We start from the raw sequence: 17,130 nt of genomic DNA, 5'->3' as shown, positions 1-17,130 counted from the left end.
GCATTATATATAATGAGTCCATTACTTCCGAAGGGTGGAACCATTTTTGCAGAAATTCAATGCCTCGCAGCTGTATATGTTCATGGTTTTTATGATGTCATTAGCGGGCAGCACCATATTTACAACCTACAGCATTTATTACGTCACTGAGCTAGGGTTAAATCCGTTTCAGCTGGTGCTGGTTGGAACGGTTCTGGAGATAACAGTGTTAGTGTTCGAAGGCATTACAGGTGTTGTAGCAGATACATACAGCCGTAAGCTGTCGGTTATTATCGGAATGTTCGTGCTGGGAAGTGCTTTTGTACTGGAAGGCTGTATTGTCTGGATGATGCATCCGGCCTCCATGCTGCCTGCATTTGCCTGGCTGCTTATGTCCCAGATGCTGTATGGCATCGGCTGGACGTTTGTCAGCGGGGCAGACACGGCCTGGATTGTAGACGAGCTGGATGAGGAGCAGACGGGGGCGATTTTTATGCGTTCCAAAGTATTTGCGCTAAATGCATCTCTGCTGGGCATTGCTGTCAGTGTAGGATTATCACTCCTTGCGCCTAATATGCCGTTTCTGGCAGGAGGCGCGGTCTATTTCATACTTGGGCTGGTATTGATCCGTTATATGAAGGAAACGGGCTTTATCCGGCGGGAGCGTGAGCCGCACACCTCACCAATCCGTGAACTGGGCAAGACCTGGGTAAGCGGCGTATCCGTACTCAGACATCACCCGCTGCTTCTGCTGCTGACCGTTGTAACATTATTTAACGGGGCTGCGTCTGAAGGGTATGACCGTCTGTGGCAAATCCACCTGATCGATGAAATCGGCTTCCCGGATGCCCGCGTGTCAATGGCGGTATGGTTCGGCCTGATCAGCGCAGCGGCTACAATGTTGGGGATGCTGGCCGTGCGTTTTGCCGGGAAAAGAATGGACCTGCTCCTGGAACGAAAGGTCTCTGCCGCATTGTTCATACTTACCTGTATCCGCATGGGCTGCATCCTGCTGCTTGCGCTTGCGCCGAATTTCACGGCTGCAATCTTTGCGGTGCTTCTCCTGGGGGTGGCCGGCTCCGTGAGCGATCCTATCTACACTACCTGGCTGAACTCGAAGCTTCCAAGCCGGAACCGGGCCACAGTCCTGTCGATGATTAGCCAATCGGATGCACTCGGCCAGTCCGCAGGCGGTCCGGTTGTTGGTTATATTGGCAGCCGTTTCTCGATCAGGGCCTCCATTCTGGCTGCTGGCTTCCTGCTGCTTCCAATTCTGGCGCTGTTCGGAAAGGTCATGCGTAAGCGCTAAAGGAAGCAAAACAACATTTAACAGTTAGCTGTCAGAATTCCCCCACTTCTCTAAGTGGCGGGATGAATGTCAGCGGTCTTTCTCATAGACAAATACAACCTAAAATATTACAATAAAACTATTCAGTAGTATTATGAAATGGGTTGTGATATCCGTGGAATTAGACACAAATAATCATTCAGTATTCTCTCTTCATTATCATCTTGTTCTAGTCGTGAAGTACCGCAGAAAAGTAATAGACGATGACATTTCGAATCGGTTACAAGAGATATTTGAGTCTATTCAGCCTAATTACAATATCACCCTGCAGGAATGGAAGCATGACAAGGATCATGTTCACATTCTAATGAAAGCTCACCCCAATAGCGATATTTCTAAATTTCTGAACGCTTATAAGAGTGCATCCTCCCGTCTAATTAAGAAAGAATTTCCTGTAATTCGTCAACAGCTGTGGAAGGAATATTTCTGGTCCAGAAGTTATTGTCTACTGACGACTGGCGGTGCGCCGATTGAAGTCATCCGGAAGTACATCGAATCTCAAGGTCAGAAATGAGGTGGGCAGGTGTTAAAGGCTTATAAGTATCGAATCCATCCCACCTATGAGCAAGAGCAGTACTTCACTAAAGTATTCGGCGCTGTTCGCTTCATCTACAATCGAATGCTTGCAGATAAGATTGAACATTACAAGCAAACGGAAACGATGCTCAAAACGACACCTGCGCCATACAAAAAGGATTTTGTCTGGCTGAAAGAAGTGGATAGTCTAGCCTTAGCCAATGCCCAGCTTCACTTAGAGAAGGCTTATCAGAATTTTTTCCGTGAACCGAACGCGGGATTTCCAAAATTCAAGAGCAAGAAGAAGAATAGCCATAGCTTCACAACCAATAACCAGAAGGGAACCATTGCCATTACAGAGGGAAGGATCAAAATTCCCAAACTAAAAACGAAAATCAAAATCAAGCTGCACCGTCCATTCGAGGGACGTATTAAATCATGCACCATTTCCAAAACACCCACGGGAAAATATTACGCTTCCGTATTGGTGGAAACGGATATCATGCCATTGCCCCCACTCGAGACGAAGATCGGTGTGGATCTGGGGTTGAAAGACTTTGCGATTCCTTCACATGGCGAAATCATACCGAATCCGAAGTACTTGCGGAAGTCTGAACAACGATTAGCCAAGCTGCAAAAGGACTTGTCACGAAAGAAGAAAGGGAGCCGTAACCGGTATAAAGCAAGGCTGAAGGTCGCCAGACTGCATGAAAAAATAGCGAATCAACGGAAAGACTTTTTACACAAAACGTCCACCCAAATGATAAACGAAAACCAAGTGATCGTGATGGAGGACTTGCGTGTAAAGAACATGATGCAGAATCATAAGTTAGCCAAAGCCATATCCGAAGTGTCTTGGAGCCTGTTCAGAGACATGCTGACCTACAAAGCGAAATGGTACGGCAGAGAATTAATCATTGCTCCCAAACACTTTGCAAGCAGTCAATTGTGTTCCTGCTGTGGCTACAAAAATGCAGAAGTAAAGAACCTAGCCGTACGGGAGTGGTCCTGCCCTGCCTGTCATACGGAGCATGACAGAGACCGGAATGCGGCACTGAATCTTCTACAACTAGCCATGTAAATGGCCCTTAGCGGGTTAGGAACTAGCCTATAAGCTTGGGTAAACTTGGAGCAGTAGCTCTATTGACCAAGAAGCACCCACCTCTTAGGTGGTGTGTAGTTCACCGGTTGTTATTTGGCTGCAGGACAAGTATACTTCCGGGTAGATTCGCAGCTGTTACCTCATGAGCTTAAATACCCGGGACTTCATGCCGATATAGGATATAGCAAGCAGATGCAATTCTACCCCGTAACCCAAACCTGTGAACATAATGTTACATATTATAAGATGAACCGTGAGTAAGAATTCTCAGCAATACCCGCTTGCAGAGCTGTGCAAGTATTAGATTGGTGATATGTGGAAATAGCTTGGTTGTAATAGAGTGATCAGTTTTCGGCCGGATGGCAGAGAGCATTAGGATGGTGAATATGAATGAGCAGCAATTATATAAATGCAGAATCAGTAATGGAGACCTATGAAGGCAAAGACCTTGGCTTAACGTATTCTGCGGAGTACAGTATGTTTAAAGTCTGGGCGCCGACCGCGTTTGCAGTATCGCTGGTGCTGTATGCTACCGGCGGGAATGGCATCTCAGCCGGTCATACCGGAGATTACAAGGACAGCGGACGGATTATCAATATGCAGCGCTCAGACGGCGGAATCTGGGAAGTCAGGGTTTCCGGTGATCTTAAGGGCAGGTATTATATGTACCGGGCTGTATTTGCGGACGGAAGCATCAACGAAGCTGCAGACCCTTATGCAACGGCTGTATCGGCTAATGGTGTGCGGACGGCGGTCATCGATTTGCAGGATACGAATCCGGCTGGTTGGGATCAGGATACTTCTCCTGCTCTGCCGCATCCGGCTGATGCTGTAATCTATGAGCTGCATGTACGTGATTTCTCGGCTCATGAGAGCTCGGGTCTTACCCATAAGGGGAAATTCAAGGCGTTCACTGAGATAGGGCTGCGGGATGCTGCGGGTCATGCACTGGGCATAGACCATCTGGTTGAGCTGGGGATTACGCATGTGCATCTGCTGCCGGTATTCGACTTCCAGACGGTGGATGAGCTGAAGGTTCCCGGTGAAGCACCGCGGTCTCCTCTATTCACAGACTACAATTGGGGCTATGACCCCCAGCACTATAATGTGCCTGAAGGCTCATACAGCACAGACCCGGCCAGTCCGCCTACCCGTATCCATGAGTTCAAGGAGATGGTGCAGGCCCTGCACAGCCGTGGTATCTCTGTCATTATGGATGTGGTCTACAACCATACGTATTCTATAGAAAAAGGACCCTTCCAGCCGCTTGTGCCGGATTATTACTACCGCCATGACTATAGCGGCCGGCTCTCCAACGGCTCGGGTGTCGGCAATGAGCTGGCTACCGAGCAGCCGATGGTCCGCAAATATATTAAAGACTCCTTGTCCTACTGGGCATCAGAGTATCATATCGACGGTTTCCGCTTCGATCTGATGGGATTGATGGACAGTGTGACCATGCGCGAGATCACGGAAGAGCTGCGGCTGGAGATTAATCCGAATCTGCTGCTCTACGGTGAGCCCTGGACAGGCGGAGACTCTCCGCTTGCTACCAAGACCCTGAAGGGTGTGCAGCGCGGCAAAGGTTATGCCGTCTTCAATGATAACTTCCGCTCTGCCATCAAGGGAGACAGTGACGGCTGGGGCAAGGGCTTCGCTACCGGAGAATACGGTAAAGAAGGTGCGGTTGCTTCCGGGATCAAGGGGGCCATACATGAGTTCACCGATTCGCCTGTAGAGACAGTGAACTATGTAACAGCACATGATAATCTCAATCTGTGGGACAAAATTCTGGCTACCCAGGGATTACGCCAGGAAGCGCGTTTATTGGAGCTTGAGAATGGCAGGCTGCGGAGCGGCGGGGATCTGGAAACCGCTGTGGAGCAGGCTGACCCGTATTTCGCGATTGATACCCTTGATGTGCTGGAGAATGAGACTGTACGGCGCTCTCTGCTGGCTAACGGGATCATCCTGACCTCGCAGGGAATACCGTTCCTGCACGCCGGGGATGAGCTTCTGCGCAGCAAATACGGGGACCATAACAGCTACCGCAGTCCTGACTGCATCAATGCCATCCGCTGGGAGAACAAGAAGAAGTTTATTCCCGTCTTTCAATATTACAAAGGTCTGATTGAGCTGCGGCGGGGACATCCGGCTTTCCGTCTGCATGGACGTCAGGAGATAGAGCGCAGCCTTGAGTTCCTGCGCTGTGACAGCGGAGTCATTGCCTATGTGCTGAAGAATCATGCCGGCGGCGATGGTTGGAATAATATTGTCGTGATTTACAATGCAAATATGGGACCGGTAACCCAGTGTCTGCCTGAATCCTCCGGCTGCTGGAATATAGTTGTCGATCATACCCATGCAGGAGCGGAGGCATTCCGGCAGACGGAGAACGGCAGTATTGAAGTTGCCGGGCTGTCGATGATGGTGCTCTACGATAAATACGGCGAGCCTGAACCGAGATCCAAGGTAGTCGAAGTTCATTATGAACGTCCGGACGGCGATTACCGGGGCTGGAATCTCTGGGTATGGGGTACAGGCATTCAGGATGGACAACGGGACTTCCAGCACATGGAGGACGGTCAAGCAGTAGCACGGATCGAGGTGCTGCCAGGCACAGCGTCTATCGGGTACATCCTCCGGCTGAATGACTGGGAGGAGAAGGACGGTACCGGAGACCGCTTCATCGACTGCTCCGGCAGCGAGGAGCAGGTGTTGAAAGTAACCATACGGGAACGTAAGCTGGAGCACGACGGTGAGGCGGCTGATCCGCTGCAGCGAACCAGTTAAAAAGAATAAGAGCTGATCTGTATCGTCCCGCGGGGGACGGCAGATCAGCTTTTTTTATAAGGCACACCATGAAAATTCACTTATCAGGGAAGTCTGTCAAACTTGTTTTCTTGGGCATCGATTAAGGCGAGCTTGTAATTGATCTTTTCCAGCATTTTTATCATCCGTGTTAATTGTTCCTCCACTTTGCTCTTTTGGGTGAACAGCATCGTTTTTCTCAGGTGCAGTGTAGGATCTCCGCGTTTGTACAGCTCAACGTATTGTTTTATTTCTGACAGCGGCAGCCCTGTCGAACGAAGAGCCTGAACCGTCTCAACGCACTCAATGTAGTGATCGTTGAATTGGCGGACCCCGTTTGTATCCCGGTCAACAGCCGGCAATACGCCTTCCTTCTCATAATAACGCAATGTATATGCGGTAATGCCCGTTCTCTCAACGATATCCCTAATCGTATACGCCATAAGATGTTTCACCGCCTATTGAATGTTAGAGTGACTCTAGTATATTCTACAATCCGGACTTGCCTCCAGTCCATATTATCCCTATATAAAAGGCTTGAATGGATAGATTTGACTTAGAGCCGCTTCAATCCGCTAAGCTGAGAGAGCAGCAACAAACTAATGAGGAGGATGTTCTATGCCCAAAACAGTGTTGATCACCGGGAGTTCGACCGGACTGGGAAATACAACAGCGAAGAAGTTTGCGAAGGAAGGATGGAATGTGATTGCGACGATGCGCAAACCGGACCAGCGCTTGACTGAGGAGAATCCCGAACGGATTTTCGTCACCGGGCTTGATGTTACTAAGCCCGCTTCCATCGAGGCGGCCATTGCGGCAGGGATCAACAGGTTCGGCCGGATCGACGCCGTCGTGAACAACGCCGGAGTCAGTATCCTCTCGATATTTGAGGCAACCCCCATGGACATTACCCGCGGGATTTTCGAGACGAATGTCTTCGGTGTCATGAACGTCATTCAGGCAATCACCCCTTATTTCCGCGAAGAAGGCGGCGGCACAATCATCAATATCACTTCGAACGTAGGCTTTGCCTCCAACCCGCTTCTGGCCGTATATGTCTCAACCAAGCATGCCATTGAGGGGCTGTCCGAATCACTCTCGTACGAGCTGGAATCGCAGAATATCTCCGTCAAGCTTGTGGAACCCGGAGCCATGATCACTACGAATTTCTCATCGAACACCATGGCCGCAACTCAAAACCTGTCCGTTCCGCAAGCGTACCAGCCTTATTACGAACATATGATGAACTGTATGCTGGACTATCCGTTTGAGAGTTCAGATGAGAATCACGCTGCAGATCAGGTGTATGCCGCTGCATGCGATCCGTCTGACCGGCTGCGCTATCTGGCAGGTCCGGACGCTGAAGAAACAGCAAGATTGAGATGGTCCCAGTCGGAAGAGAAGTACATGAAGACCATGCGGGAGCTGTTGGGGCAAACGGCGTGGCGAAAAGGACAAGCCGGCATTCAATAAAGAATACTAATTCTGCTTCACAAAGGATGGTTGGACAATGGAGGATAAAGTACATCCGGAACTTCAAAATATGTTTGCTGCTCTACCAAAAGTTGTATATACGCGAGAGAATTTGGCAGCCCAGAGGAAAGAGATGCAGGAGTTTACTGCCGGAATGGCGGCATCTCTGCCCTTTAATGATGAAGTGCTGATCTCAGAAAGAAAGGTTCCGGGTGCAGAAGGGGAGCCGGAGGTCCGTATTAAAATATACGAGCCCAGAGTGAAAAATCAAACTCTCCCGGGTGCCTTATATATTCACGGTGGAGGATATATTCTGGGGTCCGCCGATATGATGGACTTTACCCTGCAGCAGCTGGTATCGGAGCTCGACTGTGTCATCGTTTCTGTGGATTACCGGCTGGCTCCGGAGCATCCGTTCCCGGCTCCTCTTGAAGATTGCTATGCTGCACTCACCTGGTTCTCCGAAAACGCAGAATCACTGGGAAGCGATTCATCCAGAATCGCAGTATTCGGCCCAAGCGCCGGCGGCGGATTAACGGCTGCTCTCTCCCTGCTGGCAAGAGATAGAAACGGCCCTCCGATTATGTTTCAAATGCCCCTCTATCCGATGCTTGACGATCAGCTCCTTACAAGGTCCAGTAACGAAATAACGGATGACAGAGTATGGAACAGGGCCAAAAGCCAATTGGCTTGGGAAATGTACTTAGGAGAACAAGGCCAAGAATCCCCGTATGCCGCTCCGGCACGGGCAGCCGATTTGTCAGGACTTCCGCCCACATACACCTGCGTCGGTGACTTAGATCCGTTTCGCGATGAAACCATTCAGTATGTATTAAGGCTTACGCAGGCGGGTGTGCCGACAGAATTTCATTTGTACCCCGGATGTTTTCATGGGTTCGAAGAATACTTTCCTTCTGCGGAGATCAGCCAAAGAGTTGTGCAAGAATATTGCACAGCTTTAAAACATGCCTTATACAAAATACAAATGAACAGCTGATTTCTTCAGCATAACAGATAGAGGGGGCGCATTCGCTAAGGAATGCGCCCCCTCTATCTAAGGGCTTAAGCTATTTCGGCTGTCGGGTGTATTTTTCATCCACATTCTCGCTGTACAGATTGGCCTCATTGCCGCCATGATTCTTGGAGCGGTACATGGCCAGATCGGCGGCGCGGAGCAGATCATTGATGCTGCTGCCATGCTGCGGATAGAGGGCTACACCAATGCTGGCAGAGGTATGGAAGCTGGAGCCCTTGTTGACCGACCAGGATTTATTGAACAGCTGGAGCAGACGCGCCAGCATTTCATCTAGCATTTCCGGACTTGTGAACCGGTGCAGTACCACCGCGAATTCATCACCGCCGATGCGGAACGCCTGGCCTGAGCCCTTAACGGTCTGCTGCAGCTCCCGTGAGAGCAACTGCAGGAATTCATCGCCTGCCAGATGGCCCAGCGTATCATTCAGCTGCTTGAACCGGTCGCAATCCAGCAGGGCTACGGCAATCTCCTGCCGGCGCTCCTCCGGCTGGTTAATCAGGTTCTCCATGTACATTTTGAAATGGGCCCGGTTGGGAATGGCAGTCAAATGATCATAGAAGGCCAGCTTGTGCAGCCGTTCCTCATATTGCTTGCGCTGGGTAATCTCACGCGATACCAGCATGAATTGTGCAGGGAAAGCCCGGCTTCCCGGAATAGGTGTGACTTTGGTCTCCAGCCATACCCAGTGCCCTTCTGCCGAACGCATACGCAGCTCGGAAATCCGCGGTGAAGCCTGAACGACACTCTTCAGCTTGGCCCAGGAGATCTCGGCTTCGCGGATATAATTGGAGAGAGGGGCGCCCTTGCTTGGAACATACCCAAGTACACTTGAATGTGATGGGGATGCGTACAGGATCAGGCCATTGTGATCGGTCAAAATAATGAAATCGGACATGGTTTCGCCGATCAGCTGGTATAGTGATTTCTCTTCCAGCATTTCATTCTGCAATGAGATGAGTCTGCGGCAGAGATAAATAATAACCAGGACCAGCAGGAACAGGAATACTGAATAGACGGCAAACAGCGAGCTTTTCAGATTCTTGAACTCGAGAATAACCTGCCGGGCATAGCTGTCAATCAGACCCTCGGCGGTATCCAGCGTCCCCCTTACCTGGGTGAGCTGGGTATGAACGGCCAGCGGGGAGTAGGCCGCGGGGTTCCAATCACTCTGGACCCGCTGCGAGATCAGTTCCCTTCCGCTATCCTTCCAGAGCTCTAGTGAGGTCTCGAACTGCTCCAGCTCGCTTCTCAGCTCACCCAGCAGGAGCTCACTCTGCTTCATTCCATTGTATGGACTCTCTACAGAATCCAGATTATAACGGGCAGTACTGACCCGCTGCTGCGCCTGGGCATTATTGTCCTCGAACTCCTGCGAGAGCACACTGCGCTGCGCATCGGTTATATTGCCGCTGAGCGAAGTCTGGAGCGCGATGGCAGACTGATGAAGATCGCGGTCGGCATTCAGCAAGAGCTCGGAGTTCTGGTATACATCACTGTATAAGGAATCCGATAGTTTATTCATTGTATAATTCAGATATAACAGGGAGGCAACGCTGACGCCAACCAGAAGAACGGAGATGGAGGTGAATAATAGGATTAATCTGCGTGTACTTGTGATTTCGGAAAAAACTGCCACTGTCATCCTCTCCCCGCATAGAACTTTGCGAATCTCATTGGTGTACCTTGGGTGCATGCGGAACTTATCCTTATGCGGCAAATGGCTGTTTGCTGGCATGATAAAGAGAGTTTATGTTAGCGAGTCCTAAAAGCAGGGGAAGAAGGAGGGAAATGAAAGAAAAAATCCCGGTTTAACCGCGTTTTCTTTTCACCAGTATATAGGACTACCTTCATGCAGAGCAATTGCTGAAAAAAATAATAAGCCTCATCATCTCCTGCTGCCGGATTTACGGGTCGTCAAGCGAACCGGGAAACCGGGAAGGAAATTGCTTGAGACATATCACGTGCTACTTATACGAAGATTTATGTATAACTGACTACTATAAGTATTCTACCCTTGAGACCTATTACCCACATTTATTGCAAACGATACCCTCCCGGGATCAATTAAAAGTTAATTTTGCTGAAACGGCTACAGTTTACCCGGAAGGGTTGGATGGAACAGGAAAATCCGCCAGCCTCAACCAAAGATGAGACGGACGGATGGAGTAAATAAGATATAAGGCTCGTTAATACAGGAATGCTAATCGTTTCGCAGCGCGTAGATAGGCCGCATTCTGGCTGCCTTGTTAGCCGGGATCATACCGAAGACAACCCCGATGATCAGGGAGAATGTGAAGGAGATCAGGACCATGTTCCAGGATGTCGCCACATTCATGGTTGTATATTTCCCCACGGCCCAGCTGGCACCAAGCCCCAACCCGACTCCGATCAGGCCCCCTGTTCCGCTTAAGACTACAGACTCAATCATGAACTGCATCATGATGTTGATTTTTTTGGCCCCGATCGCTTTGCGGATTCCGATCTCCCGCGTCCGCTCGTTAACGGAGACAATCATGATATTCATGATTCCTATGCCGCCGACGAACAGGGAAATGCCGGCAATGCCGCCAAGTGCCATAGAGAGCGTATCACTGGTCTCGTTTACCGTTTCCAGCATTTCCTGAGAATCGAAGACAGAGTAGGAGTTCTCCGCACCGCTGAATTTGGCATCGAGCGTAGACTCCAGCTCGGTCTTTACATCCTCCACATTATCGTTGGAAGTAGTTGTGATGGTAATCGAGCGGACCCCCTTACTCTGCAGGAACCGTTCAGCGGTTGAAATAGGAATCAGAATCTTCTCGTCGCTGGAGCCGCCGCTGGTTGAGCCTTTGCTCTCCAGCAGACCGACGATCTTGAAGCTGCTTCCGTTGAGCTGTACCTTTTGGCCCACAGGATCATCCGTGCCGAACAGATCCTCAGCCGTATCTGTTCCGATCAAGGCTACCTTTTGACGGTAATCTGTATCAATCTCCAGCAGAAACCGTCCGGATTGCACATGGAAATCCTGGACCTCCTCATAGGCAGGTGTTATCCCTTCTACGGATACTGAAACGTTCTCGGTCCCATTCTTGGCGGTAACATTCCCCGTGATTACGGGAGATACATTCTCCACCCCTTCAATCTCTCCAAGTGCCAGAGCTTCCTCGTAGGTTAAGGAAGTCGTTGCCCCGCGTCCCATAATGTTAACCGTCAGCTGGTTGGTTCCAAGAGAGCTTAAAGATTCCGTAATCTGCGAAGTCGTTCCCTGTCCTACCGAGACGAGGGCGATTACGGAGGATACACCGATAATGATGCCCAGCATCGTGAGGAAGGCTCTGATTTTACTGCTGAGAATACTTTTAAAAGCCATTTTCATGCTCTGATACAGCATCATGAGTGGGACACCTTCCGATCCTCAACGAGATCCCCGTCCTGAATCCGGATAATCCGTTTGGCCTGCTCGGCGATTTCGAGGTCATGCGTGATTAGAATAATAGTATGTCCCTGTTCATTAAGCGCCTTGATCATCTCCAGAACTTCCTTGCCTGTCTTGGAATCAAGCGCACCAGTCGGTTCATCGGCAAGCAGGATAGGAGGGGTGCCGGCAAGGGCGCGGGCGATGGCCACACGCTGCTGCTGGCCTCCCGACAGCTCGGACGGACGATGATCAATTCTGCTCTCCAGGCCTACCCTGACCAGAGCATTGCGGGCAACCTCTCGGCGTTCCCGGTGAGACATTCCCCGGTAGATAAGGGGCAGCTCCACATTCTCTACTGCCGATAATTTCGGCAGCAGATTGAAGTTCTGAAAGATAAAGCCGATTTTCTCATTGCGGATCTGGGCCAGCTTGTTGTCTGACAGCTTGCGGATTTCCTGGCCGTCCAGGAAATAATCACCTTCATTCGCAACATCCAGGCACCCCAGCATGTTCATCAGGGTCGACTTGCCCGAGCCTGAGGGTCCGATGATCGCAACAAACTCACCGTAATCGATGTTGAAGGTCAGGCCCTTGAGGATCGCCATTGATTCTCCGGCCATGGTATAGCTGTGCTGCATGTTCTGAACCCGGATTAACGGTTCGGAGGTGCTCATCGTCCGCCACCGCCTCCGGAGAAGCCTCCGCCGCCGCCCGTCATTCCGCCGCCAGCACCGCCGCCAGTGAAGCCGCCGGTCATTCCGCCGCCGCCGAAGCTGCCGCCCATACCGCCTTGCATCTGTGTCTGCTGGGTGGATGTGTTGCCTGTTGAGATCACAGTTGGAATGATCACTTCATCACCTTCATTCAAGCCGCTCACAATTTCGATATTGCTCTCATTATGAATACCAACCTCAACGGCAACCCGTTTCTGGCCGGATGCTGAGCTTGCTGCGGTTCTGCCGCCGGATGCGCCGCCCGGAAACTCGCCTCCGCCGTAGCCGCCACTACCACCGCCGCCGTAACCGCCGCTGCGCATGCCCCGGCCGCCGCTCTGGCCTTCTCCGCCTTGCCATTCACCGCTCGGAGGGCCGCCCGCTGTGTCACCGCTCGGAGCTTGCCCGCCTACCGCATCACCGCCCGGAGCCTGACCGCCAGCCGCATCACCGCCCGGAGCCTGGCCGCCAGCCGCACCGCTGTCCGTTGCCGCAGATTCCCCGCCTTCGGTCACAGGTACATTCACGTAATATTTGCCGTTCACTTCGGATACCGCCTCGATCGGCACGGTCAGAATATCATTTTTCTCTTCAATGGTAATCGCCACTTCTGCGGACATGCCGACCAGTACTCCCTCAGAGTTATTCAAGCCTACAGTGACATTGAACAGGGAGACGCCGTTTGAGGAGGTTCCTTCCTTGGCGATATCAATAACCTTGCCGGCAAACTCTTTATCCTCAAGCGCATCCAGCGTAATCGTTGATACTTGATCCAGCTTGATCTGAGGAATATCCAGTTCATCCACCTGTACAGTTACGCTCAAATTAACGTAGTCAGTCATGGTGAACAGCTCTGTACCATTCTGAGCCTGTTCGCCGTCCGTAATATTTACAGCTGTAATCGTTCCGTCGATAGGAGCCGTTAACGGATCTGGCGGAACCATATCCTCATAGATGGCAGCAATGGAATCCTGCTGATCGGCAATATCGCTTTTGGCTTTATCAATGGCTGATTTTGCCGATTCCAGCTCTTCATCTGTAGCATTATTCATCGCGATCGTTTTGTAGTTTTCCTGCTTGTTCGTAAGCTCTGTTTTGAGGTTCTCCAGCGATTTGTTGGCTTCCTTCAGCTTGTCGTCGAAATCGCCCGCCACAAAGGTAATCAGCACATCGCCTTTTTTGACGACATCGCCTTTTTTAACCATGACTGTATCCACTTCACCGGCTTCTTTGGTGCGGATGCTCTCACTGTTGATTGCCGAAACGGAACCGGAGCCGGAGACACCAACGAGGATATTTCCCTTGGTCACCATAGAGGTGTTCATGGGAGCGGCTTTGACCTGCGGGTTCTGATCCGGCCATAATACATAGCCCAGAATACCTGCAATAGCAATAACAACAACGGCTGAGGCGATAATCATCTTCTTCTTCTTTTTCATTCCGATCCTCCATCTTACTCAAATAATATAAGGGGCCAGGTGTACCTGAGAATCTTAAGAACCGCTTGCTTCGGTGCTGCCATTGCCTGCGGCCGCTGTAGTGCCGGTATCCGTAGTTGAAGCTGCTTTGGTCACAACATCGACGGAGTAGACCTGTCCGCCAAGCTCTGTCCGCTGGCCTTGGAATTCGTCGTACAGAGTGAGCTTGTAAGTGCCTCCGCTTAAGTTCTTGAACAGTGAGTTGGTAATGGTCGTTGTGTAGGAGCCATAAGTTCCTACTGCCAAATCCGTTCCAAGGGACAGCGTTTTCTCGAAGTATTGTCCATACGGGTCAGTAATGTGCAGAATCAGCTTATGGTCGAATGCTCCCATCTGGTAAGTTGTATCCCGCGAGAGATTGTAGTTAAATGCCAATGCAAGACTGGTGGTGCCTGATGTAATGGTGCCTGTGGAATTTGATATGGCCAGCGTGTAAGGATACAGGGACACAGAAGTCAGGTTACCGGCAGGCGTAGGCACCACAGGAGCCAGAGTCAGTGCTGATGTATTCACATAAGCTGTAGCCGCGGTTCCGGCTGAAGTCAGCTTACCGTCTGCAATCTCCTGGCTGACATACAGCTGGAGGCCGTTTGTGTCCACGGCAGCTGGTATATTAGCCCAGAAGGTAACCAGAGTCTTGCCTGCCGGACTTGTGGAACTCTCCGACTGGATCGCAGTTGCCTCGAAATACTGTCCGTCTGCGGTTTTGAATTGTCCATACAGCCGGGAGAGGTCAGTCTGCCGGGTTTCTTCACTGTTCATTTCTACTTCACTGTATATGAGGTTATTGCTGGTTCCGCTGTATACAAGGGTTGAACGTTCCTTCACGCTGGCTTTTTTACCGGTCGATGTAATCTTGAACGATTCACCCACAGCCAGAGGCGTAATACCGCTGCTAAGCCCGTCCGTAGTGCCAAGAGAGAGGAACTGGGTAGTGCTGGTGCCGGAAGTCTCTTGAAGAATAATCTGGGCCAGGCTGAAATCAAGCGTATAAGGCACATGAGCAAGAACCGAGACCTGCGTGCTGGCTCCAGGCGCAAGAACCGTGCTGGTACTCTCCGTATATAGCTGTGAGGACGAGCTCAAATCCGTCTGGTCCACTTTCAGAACACCGGTAAGTGCAGGCAGAGTAATTGTTTTGGAGGAATGATTGCTGATGGTGACCTTAGCCTGTACGATATCTTCGCTGCCCCATGGCAGACGCTGCAGGGAATTCAGTGTGACGCCGAAGGTGCCGTAGCTGTTGGTAATGCTGTTCTCTGTAGTGATATGAGTGTTGCCCGCCAGGGAATAAGGGATTTTGAAATAGGCTACAGGCAGTATTACTTTACTTGAACTGGTGCTGGTCTCACTGCTGCCATTGCTGCCATTGCTGCTGTTGCTGCCGTTGCTACTGGTGCTACTGGTGCTGCTGCCCGCAGGGGCAACCATTTGCAGTTCGAGCGTATCCTGAGCCAGCTCAAGCGGAACGCTGGCGGTTAGTTCAATCAGCTTCTCTTCCAGCGGCTTTAAGGTAAGGGAGCTGAATGCAGTTGTTGTTACCGGGAAGGTATAGCCTTCAGCGGATTTGACAGCAAGCTCATACGCAGGCAAAGTCACTGCTTTGGTGCCGGCATTTTTAAGGGTGAGCTGATAACTCCATACGGCATTGCCATTGTCTGCATGCACACTTGCGTCCGCGAGCTTCATGTCTACAATATTGCTGTCGATGGAGATCTTCTTGGTATAGCCGGCCGCCACGGTGAAATCAGCTGTACCCGCAGCAGGAAGGGAATAGGAGGAGACCGGAAGATAGAGCTTCAGCCCTTCATCCAGCTTGGCGATCTGCAGCGTCATCTTGGTGACGTTCATGTAGGATGGAATCTCAGTCATATAATAGAGTGTCTTCTTCTCCTGAGGCTGAACCTTGTATTCGGAGCTGCTGTCATCCAGCGTGAGTGTGAAGGTAGAGCCGCCCGAGGATTTCAGGTATAGGCTGTAGCCCGGGTCGGTGAGCACTTTGGTGCCCAGATTCGTGATACTGAGTCCAACCTTGGCATAGACCTTGCCGTTATATTTGTAGATTTGTGCAGACTCAGCCTTGGTGTTGACCGGAATGCTGCCGAGTTCAACTTTACGGGTCTCACCGGTAAGGGAGGATAGCGAATAATTAGAAGGAATGGTGAACGTGCCGATGCGCTGTTCATAATTGGCGGCACTGAAATTCCAGCCGTACATGTTGATTTTGAGCCCTTTGGCCGAGGCGGCTGTTCCGATATTGGCATAATATGTAATGCTGGTGCTCTGCTTAGCAGCGATCTTTTTGACAGCACTGTCTGCGCTGACCGGGATTCCCTTAATGATGCTGCCGCCGGCAGTCACGATTTTGGAGAAATAATTGACCATATTGACGCTGCTGCTTGCATTGTTAGTATAGGTGAGTGTATAAGTAAGAATATTTCCGCCGGTTTGGCTCTGAATGCCTACATTGCCCAGCTTCACACTAAGCGTGGTGCCGAGCTTGATTGCGCTGAGGCCTGTAAGACTGGAGACTTCCGTTACTGTGGCAGCTGTTTTGGCAGTGGTTGTACTGGCCGAGGCAGCAAACGCCGTGGTTCCCGCGCTCCCCGCGAGTTGACTTGCAGCAAATGTACTGAGTAACAGCAGAACAAATGCTTTTCTTCGTTTAAGCATGAATTTCCCTCCCTGTATAAAAGCCGATACTATCCAAAAGCCGCCCTGTTCAAATGAGGACAGCCAGGCTTATCTCAAAAGAGAAAATATCAAAATTGGCTGAACGTTCGCTGAAAAAAAGCCCCCAAAACCGCGCTGAAGCTTAAAGGAAGCTTAAAGGAAGATAAAAATTAACCTAAAATTGTGCAACTTGTCAAAAGCGCCGTTATTGCATATAATAAATAGACATATCTTCCGAACTGGAAGATCGAGTATATTTGACACAATCCGCATAAATGCATTGATGGAGAAGAGTACGCAGTGCCTGGCTTACAGGGAGGAAGCGCCGCAGATTGAGAGCGTTTCTAAGAGAGCAGAGCTGCCGAAGTTCACTCCGGAGCAGTTCCCTGAATTCCATTCAAGGCTTCCTAGAGGGACACAGTAGGGGATACCGGCCGCAGACCGTTATTTCTGTTAAAGTGAGACAGGTCTCCGCCGGTCCGAAAGAGGGAATATTGCTCTTAAGGGAAGCGTCGCAGCCGTCTAACAAGGGTGGTACCACGGTCTTTTCGTCCCTTTACCGGGAGGAAAGGCCTTTTTTTGTTGACAATACGAGATTTAAGGG

12 protein-coding genes are annotated in these 17,130 nt (G+C 50.6%); 6 read left to right on the top strand and 6 right to left on the bottom strand.

The genetic code is table 11. The features are described 5' to 3' along the window. The first annotated feature begins 46 nt into the window (after positions 1-46). The 4 genes from MHI42_RS11060 to pulA all read left to right on the top strand — a co-directional run bounded on the left by MHI42_RS11060 (position 47) and on the right by pulA (position 5,738). A complete protein-coding gene (locus MHI42_RS11060) occupies positions 47-1,288 on the top strand; it encodes an MFS transporter (RefSeq protein ID WP_342423786.1) in 1,242 nt (413 codons plus the stop codon). A 154-nt stretch (positions 1,289-1,442) separates the two neighbouring features. Further along, positions 1,443-1,841: an IS200/IS605 family transposase gene (tnpA, locus tag MHI42_RS11055; protein ID WP_156123092.1), complete on the top strand. Its 399-nt coding sequence runs from the start codon at positions 1,443-1,445 to the stop codon at positions 1,839-1,841. Positions 1,842-1,850: 9 nt separating this feature from the next. Further along, entirely contained in the window at positions 1,851-2,924 is a 1,074-nt protein-coding gene (gene tnpB / locus MHI42_RS11050) for an IS200/IS605 family element RNA-guided endonuclease TnpB (RefSeq protein ID WP_342423785.1), read from the top strand. A 411-nt stretch (positions 2,925-3,335) separates the two neighbouring features. Next, positions 3,336-5,738, top strand: coding sequence for a type I pullulanase (gene pulA, locus MHI42_RS11045; protein ID WP_342423784.1), 2,403 nt, complete (start codon positions 3,336-3,338; stop codon positions 5,736-5,738). Between the two features lie 83 nt (positions 5,739-5,821). Here the strand turns inward: pulA and MHI42_RS11040 are convergent, their stop codons facing one another. Further along, the gene (locus MHI42_RS11040; RefSeq protein WP_342423783.1) at positions 5,822-6,199 is read right to left on the bottom strand and encodes a MerR family transcriptional regulator; all 378 of its coding nucleotides are present in this window, start codon (positions 6,197-6,199) and stop codon (positions 5,822-5,824) included. A gap of 175 nt (positions 6,200-6,374) precedes the next feature. On the opposite strand from MHI42_RS11040, the gene MHI42_RS11035 reads away from it, so the two are divergent. Both MHI42_RS11035 and MHI42_RS11030 read left to right on the top strand, forming a co-directional pair. After that, positions 6,375-7,229, top strand: coding sequence for an SDR family oxidoreductase (locus MHI42_RS11035; RefSeq protein ID WP_342423782.1), 855 nt, complete (start codon positions 6,375-6,377; stop codon positions 7,227-7,229). Positions 7,230-7,266: 37 nt separating this feature from the next. Beyond that, entirely contained in the window at positions 7,267-8,226 is a 960-nt protein-coding gene (locus MHI42_RS11030) for an alpha/beta hydrolase (protein ID WP_342423781.1), read from the top strand. Between the two features lie 70 nt (positions 8,227-8,296). Here MHI42_RS11030 and MHI42_RS11025 read toward each other — a convergent pair whose 3' ends face one another. The 5 genes from MHI42_RS11025 to MHI42_RS11005 all read right to left on the bottom strand — a co-directional run bounded on the left by MHI42_RS11025 (position 8,297) and on the right by MHI42_RS11005 (position 16,526). Further along, entirely contained in the window at positions 8,297-9,901 is a 1,605-nt protein-coding gene (locus tag MHI42_RS11025; RefSeq protein ID WP_342423780.1) for a diguanylate cyclase, read from the bottom strand. 564 nt (positions 9,902-10,465) lie between these two features. Beyond that, a complete protein-coding gene (locus MHI42_RS11020; protein WP_039310234.1) occupies positions 10,466-11,638 on the bottom strand; it encodes an ABC transporter permease in 1,173 nt (390 codons plus the stop codon). Beyond that, a complete protein-coding gene (locus tag MHI42_RS11015; protein ID WP_076242620.1) occupies positions 11,635-12,336 on the bottom strand; it encodes an ABC transporter ATP-binding protein in 702 nt (233 codons plus the stop codon). The genes MHI42_RS11020 and MHI42_RS11015 overlap by 4 nt, the downstream gene beginning before the upstream one ends. Beyond that, entirely contained in the window at positions 12,333-13,814 is a 1,482-nt protein-coding gene (locus tag MHI42_RS11010; protein ID WP_342423779.1) for an efflux RND transporter periplasmic adaptor subunit, read from the bottom strand. Before MHI42_RS11010 ends, MHI42_RS11015 begins: the two co-directional genes overlap by 4 nt. Before the next feature lie 54 nt (positions 13,815-13,868). Next, positions 13,869-16,526, bottom strand: coding sequence for a hypothetical protein (locus MHI42_RS11005; RefSeq protein ID WP_342423778.1), 2,658 nt, complete (start codon positions 16,524-16,526; stop codon positions 13,869-13,871). Between the last annotated feature and the right edge of the window lie 604 nt (positions 16,527-17,130).

Source organism: Paenibacillus sp. FSL E2-0178 (assembly GCF_038593005.1).
Taxonomy (GTDB): domain Bacteria; phylum Bacillota; class Bacilli; order Paenibacillales; family Paenibacillaceae; genus Paenibacillus_AQ; species Paenibacillus_AQ phytohabitans.
Note: the sequence above shows the minus strand (reverse complement) of the source record. Positions and strands in the feature narration are given on the sequence as shown.

What these genes read in the sequence shown, in the direction of transcription:
- pulA (WP_342423784.1), top strand. Translation starts at nt 3,336, where the DNA reads ATGAGCAGCAATTATATAAATGCAGAATCAGTAATGGAGACCTATGAA.
- MHI42_RS11040 (WP_342423783.1), bottom strand. Translation starts at nt 6,199, where the DNA reads ATGGCGTATACGATTAGGGATATCGTTGAGAGAACGGGCATTACCGCA.
- MHI42_RS11035 (WP_342423782.1), top strand. Translation starts at nt 6,375, where the DNA reads ATGCCCAAAACAGTGTTGATCACCGGGAGTTCGACCGGACTGGGAAAT.
- MHI42_RS11030 (WP_342423781.1), top strand. Translation starts at nt 7,267, where the DNA reads ATGGAGGATAAAGTACATCCGGAACTTCAAAATATGTTTGCTGCTCTA.
- MHI42_RS11020 (WP_039310234.1), bottom strand. Translation starts at nt 11,638, where the DNA reads ATGATGCTGTATCAGAGCATGAAAATGGCTTTTAAAAGTATTCTCAGC.
- MHI42_RS11015 (WP_076242620.1), bottom strand. Translation starts at nt 12,336, where the DNA reads ATGAGCACCTCCGAACCGTTAATCCGGGTTCAGAACATGCAGCACAGC.
- MHI42_RS11010 (WP_342423779.1), bottom strand. Translation starts at nt 13,814, where the DNA reads ATGAAAAAGAAGAAGAAGATGATTATCGCCTCAGCCGTTGTTGTTATT.
- MHI42_RS11005 (WP_342423778.1), bottom strand. Translation starts at nt 16,526, where the DNA reads ATGCTTAAACGAAGAAAAGCATTTGTTCTGCTGTTACTCAGTACATTT.